The following is a 3,712-nucleotide window of genomic DNA, read 5'->3' as shown; positions in this document are numbered from 1 at the left end:
AGCGCGCCCCCCCCCCCCCCCACCGCCCCCCCCCGCGGCGCCCCCCCCCGAGCGGGCGGGCCGCCGCCCCCCCCCCCCGCGGAGGGGCCGGGGATCAGCCGTGGAGGTAGACGATGCCGAGTTTGGTGAGCTGCCAGAGCTGGCCGGCGGCGCCGGTGTCGGTGGCGAGTTCGACGGCGGGGTTGCCCTTGGCGTCGAGGGTGGTGCCGGGGGCGATCACCTTGGTCGGGTCCTGGGAGTCGGCGATCTTGTAGCGGCCGCCGCCGGCCGGCTTGAGGACCCAGTGCTGGTTGCCGCCGCCGTTGCAGCGCCACTGCTGGATGCGGGTGCCGGCGGCGGTGGAGGCGGCGTTGGCGTCCAGGCACATGTCCCGGTTGCCGCTGAAGTCGAGCTCGTAGCTGCCGCCGGCCTTGGCCTCCAGGACGAAGGACTGGTTGAGCCCGCCGGTGGCCGGATAGGTGATGGCGGCCCGGCCGTTGGTGGAGTCGCCGTAGGTGCCGCCGCCGGTGAGGTCGAGCGCGTTGCCGCTGGCCGCGTTGGTGAGCTGGTACCAGGAGCCGTCCTCGGGGACGTCCGCGAACGGCTGCCCGGGGGTGAGCGGCTGGATGGAGGTGGTGTTCTGCTGGTTGAGCGTGCAGTAGGCCTGCGCCAGTTCGGGCTTGGCAAAGAACTGGCCGAGGCAGACGCCCTCGCCGCGGTAGCCGGCCACCCTCAGGTGGTACGACTGGCGGACCATGTTCATGCACAGCCCGGGGATGCCGATCTGCGAGTCGCAGCCGTTGCGGGCCCACTCGGCGAGGTTGATGACGTCCCCGTTGCTGTACTCGTACGGGGAACTGGTCCACTCCGCGCAGACCTCGTGGCCGAAGGCGACCCGCCGCTGGTCGAGGTAGCGCACGCCGGGCACCTGCTCGGCGGCGCCGCGCAGCGCGTCGCTGAAGGTCGGCACCACCCAGTTGTGGCCCCAGGCGAGGTCCTCGGGGAAGGCCGGGCAGCCGTCGGCGACCTTGCCGAGGTAGTCGTTGCGCCGGATGTCCGGGGTGATCGGATTGAAGTACGACTGGTAGACCAGCTGGTACGAGGAGTCGGCGTAGCCCGCCTTCCGCATGGTCTGCCGGATGTTCTGGAGCGCCGCGACGACCTTGGGCTGGACCCGCTTGGCGCGCTGGACGATCTCGTCGCTGCCGATGGTGTCGCGGCAGCCCTGGTCCTTGGGGATCGGGAAGTACTGCGCGAGGCAGTGCATCATGATCCCGCTGAAGTCGAAGTCGTCATTGGCGCCGATCGTGACGACGACCATCTTCACGTCGTACTTGCCCGCCGCGTCGGCGAGTTTGACGTCCTGTTTGGGCTCGCCGAAGTCGCCGCTGCCGGAGCCGGTGACCTTGGCGAGCTCGGGGTCGCTGACCAGGTCGCCGGTCTGGGCGCCGGAGCAGGCGAGGTCGATCGGGGTGACGCCGGGGATGTCGGTGACGAAGATCTCCGACTTGGGGTGCCGGTGGCAGTAGTTGGTGGGGCTGTCGGTCTCCGGGAAGTAGCCGTCGTTGGTGTCGGTGCCGGCGCCCTCCCCGGAGATGGCGCTGTCGCCGAGGGCGACGATGGCGGCCGGGCGGGTGGCGCCGGCCGCGGGGGCCGGGTCGGCGAGGGCGGCGGGGGCGCCGGCCAGGCCGAGGGTGGCGACGAGGGCGCCGGTGGCGAGCAGCGCGCCGTACGGGGAGCGGCGCGCCACCGTCCGGGGCCGCCGCGCCGCTGTCAGTCGGGACCTGATCACACGCGACTCCTTGCGGGGGGTGGGGGGCCGCCCGGCCGGGCGCCGAGCGGCGCGGAGCAAGAAAGGTGAGCAGGTCTCACATTCTAGGTACTGACAAGTAACGCAACAAGGCTTGTGACACCGCCGGAACCTGACGCCCCGACACGCCCCCGGACATGCGGAGAGCCGCCGCCCCGCGCCCCAGGAGGGAAGCGCGGAACAGCGGCTCGTACCGGCCGAACCGGGAGCAGGATCAGCCCGCGTTGGCGCAGTGGTTGCCGAACGCCGGGTTGAGCAGGCCGATGATGTCGATGGTGTTGCCGCACAGGTTGACCGGGATGTGAACCGGAACCTGAACCTGGTTGCCCGAGATGACACCGGGGGAACCCGCGGCGACACCCTCGGCGCCGGAGCTGGCCATCGCGGTGCCGGCGCCGGCGGCCACGATGCCCACCACGGCCGCGCCGACGGCGGCGGTCTTCTTGATGCTCATACGAGCCTCCTGACTGTTCATACAGAGATGCACGGGGAGTGCGACATCAAGAACGACACCCACCCGGGCCGGTTGCGACAGTGGACGCACTGTCACCCATCCGGCCCAACGGAGACGGCGACCGGCATTCGGGTGATCAGCGGACCGGACCGTTTCCCCTCGCACGGTGCCTCGTTCTCTCTGGCGGAACACGATCCACCCGGCCCCCTTCACACGAATCGAGTACCGCCCATGCGCAAGCTCGCCCACGGCGTCGTCGGCACCGCGGCCGGCGCCGCCCTGCTCGCCGCCGGCGCTGGCGTCGCGTCCGCCCACCACCTGCACGGCGCGTCCGCCGAGGGTGTCGCGGCCGGCTCGGCCGGCGCGGTCTCGGGCAACTCGGTGGAGGTGCCCGTGCACATTCCGCTCAACGTGTGCGGCAACTCGATCGACGTCGTGGGCCTCCTGAACCCGGCGTTCGGCAATAACTGCCTCAGCGCCTGACCGGGAATTCCCCTGGTCGCACCTCTGCCCGAACCGCTCCCGGCCGTGCGGGAATTGTTCGCGAGGTGCTGGAACAACGCGGCGGCCGCGTCGACGCCCGAGCCATGGGCGAAACACGCCGGTGTGCGCCGCCGGAGTGACAATCACGGCAATCCCCAGAAACCAGCGGGTGAGTATTCGTGCTCGCCCGGCTCCCGACATTTCCCATCCGTCGGGCAGAAAACGGAGGAAAGACATGCGCAACTTCAAGAAGGCCGCCGTCCTGTCCCTGGCCGCCACCGGTCTGGTCCTCGGTGCCGCCGGCGGTGCGTTCGCCAGCTCCGGCGCCGAGGGTGTGGCCGCCGGCTCCCCCGGTGTGCTCTCCGGCAACCAGCTCCAGATCCCGGTGCACATCCCGATCAACCTGTGCGGCAACTCCATCAACATCGTCGGCCTGCTGAACCCGGCCTTCGGCAACACCTGCGCCAACGTGGAGCTCCCCCCGCCGCCCGCGGACGACTGCTGATCCCCGATCGGCACCCGTTCCGGCCGTACTGCCCCCCGACCAGCCGGCCGGGGGGCAGTTCGGCATCCCCGGGCGGCCGGTGGCCGTCCGGCCCCCGATCCACCGAAGGGTGATCCGCATGGTTTCGAAGAAGAGCGGGGCCTGCCTGGTCGTCGCCGTCGGCGCCACGATGCTGCTCGGCGCGGGTTCGGCGCAGGCCGCCACCACGACCGGTTCGGCCCCCGCGTCGGGCCCGGCCAAGCTGGCGAAGACCGACGTCGGTCAGGCGCTGAACGGGACGACCTCCGGCCTCGGCTACGGGCTCGCGCCGGTCAAGGACCTGCGCCTGGACCCGTGGGCGAACTCCTCGGCCGACGTGCTCAACAACGGCGCGACCGTCAAGCCCGACCAGGGCCTGGCCCCGGTCGGCACCGGCGGGCTGACCGGCCCGCTGAGCGCGGGCGGCGGCATCCGGGACCTCCCGCTGGTCGGCGGCCTGACC

At 71.7% G+C, this 3,712-nt stretch carries 5 protein-coding genes; 3 read left to right on the top strand and 2 right to left on the bottom strand.

Going from position 1 to position 3,712, the window contains the following annotated elements; genetic code table 11:
• Positions 1-94: 94 nt before the first annotated feature.
• Positions 95-1,771, bottom strand: a complete 1,677-nt coding sequence (locus ACFV6I_RS28910) for an RICIN domain-containing protein (RefSeq protein WP_380428451.1) — start codon at positions 1,769-1,771, stop codon at positions 95-97.
• Positions 1,772-2,003: 232 nt separating this feature from the next.
• Positions 2,004-2,243 (bottom strand): chaplin, encoded by a 240-nt coding sequence (locus ACFV6I_RS28905; RefSeq protein WP_380428449.1) that lies wholly within the window; start codon positions 2,241-2,243, stop codon positions 2,004-2,006.
• A gap of 231 nt (positions 2,244-2,474) precedes the next feature.
• Between ACFV6I_RS28905 and ACFV6I_RS28900 the strand changes: the two genes are divergently transcribed.
• The 3 genes from ACFV6I_RS28900 to ACFV6I_RS28890 all read left to right on the top strand — a co-directional run.
• Entirely contained in the window at positions 2,475-2,726 is a 252-nt protein-coding gene (locus tag ACFV6I_RS28900) for a chaplin (protein WP_380375483.1), read from the top strand.
• A 235-nt stretch (positions 2,727-2,961) separates the two neighbouring features.
• The gene (locus ACFV6I_RS28895; RefSeq protein WP_380428446.1) at positions 2,962-3,231 is read left to right on the top strand and encodes a chaplin; all 270 of its coding nucleotides are present in this window, start codon (positions 2,962-2,964) and stop codon (positions 3,229-3,231) included.
• A 118-nt stretch (positions 3,232-3,349) separates the two neighbouring features.
• Positions 3,350-3,712: hypothetical protein (locus tag ACFV6I_RS28890; RefSeq protein WP_380428444.1), on the top strand; the 363-nt coding region annotated here is incomplete at its 3' end.

The organism is Kitasatospora sp. NPDC059803 (assembly GCF_042732255.1).
Classification (GTDB): Bacteria; Actinomycetota; Actinomycetes; order Streptomycetales; family Streptomycetaceae; genus Kitasatospora.
This window is presented reverse-complemented; position numbering and strand designations above follow the sequence as displayed.